We start from the raw sequence: 1,254 nt of genomic DNA, 5'->3' as shown, positions 1-1,254 counted from the left end.
CGTCCGGGGCCCAGCCCAGCTGAGCGCGCAGGATCCGGGCGATCCCGACCGGGGTGCGGGCCGGGTTCTCCCGCTTGAGTGCCACCGCCAACTCCATCACCTCCCCGGGGGTGCGCGAGCTCGGCTGGCGTGGGCTGGGCACCAGCGCGTCGAAGCCGCCGCGCCGCCAGTCCCGGATCCACCGGTCGAGCGTCTGCCGCGACACCCGCACCGGCCGACCGAACGGGCCCATGTGCTCGACCGCCGCGAGCTTGCGCACCAACGCGCCCCGCGCCTTGATCGAGTGCGCCGGATCCGCCGCCTCACGGATCAACTGGTAGCGGAACAACCCGACCGCGCGGGCCCGCTCCACCCGCTTGCTGTCTTCCTCATTGGCCGCCATCTGCCGACATCCCCTCCTCGCCACTGACCACACAGGACAGCTGGTGAGGATCACCGACTCAGCAACGCCGCGTCAGGGTCAACTCGTGTTGATCAACTCAGGCGGGCCAGCCCGGTGCCAGCAACCGGCCACCGGAGGCCGCCGACACCCACTCCCATGACGGCACCCCGAGCACCCCGAACCGGGCCGCCGCAGCCGTCACCGCCGCGTCGATCACAGCTACCGCGTCCGCCCACATCCCACCCGCCGGCGCCGGCATCACCGGATCCACGGCCATCTCCCGCAGCAAAGCGGTGAACCACCGCCGCACCGCCTCCACCCGACCGGTGAACCGGCGCAACCAGCCCCGCACCGTCTCGGGCGGGCGCCCCAGCTGCGCAGCGATCCGCCGGAACCCCGCACCAGCCGCCCCGGCGGTCAGCGCCGCCCCGATCACGACCACCGCATCCGCCCGTCGCAGCAGCCACCACACCGGCAGCAGCACATGCGTCACCCCGCACCCGGTGCACCGCGCTCGTCGGGGACGCGCCAGCACCACACCCTCCGGCCCCCGCAACCGCCGGGACCGGGCATACCCCCACCCCGACAACATCCCCGAGCAGCCAGGGCAGACCAGCCGCCCCTCCGCCAACCGCCGCTCGACCGCGGCAGCGTCACCGCCTACCGTGACCACGACGCCTCCACGCGTCACGCACGGCCCTTCCGCGGCACTCCGGCCAAAAAGACAGCGGGAGGGCCGTCGCCTATCAGGACCTGATCACGGTGCCGCCGAAAACAAACAAGGGCAACCGTCCACGGTTGCCCTCTAACCGATCCTCATCCTCAACGCCGCTGGCCTACCCCAACCTGCTCATCCTGAGCGCCGTCGAACA

2 protein-coding genes are annotated in these 1,254 nt (G+C 72.2%); both read right to left on the bottom strand.

The genetic code is table 11. The features are described 5' to 3' along the window. The coding region (locus ACFQS1_RS40460) for a helix-turn-helix domain-containing protein (protein ID WP_378978378.1) at nt 1-382 on the bottom strand (382 nt) is incomplete at its 3' end. A gap of 97 nt (nt 383-479) precedes the next feature. Further along, nucleotides 480-866, bottom strand: coding sequence for a helix-turn-helix domain-containing protein (locus tag ACFQS1_RS40455; RefSeq protein WP_378978376.1), 387 nt, complete (start codon nt 864-866; stop codon nt 480-482). Between the last annotated feature and the right edge of the window lie 388 nt (nt 867-1,254).

This window comes from Paractinoplanes rhizophilus (assembly GCF_042664765.1).
Lineage (GTDB): Bacteria > Actinomycetota > Actinomycetes > Mycobacteriales > Micromonosporaceae > Actinoplanes > Actinoplanes rhizophilus.
The sequence above is the reverse complement of the archived record's forward strand: the minus strand, read 5'-3'. Positions and strand labels throughout refer to the sequence as shown.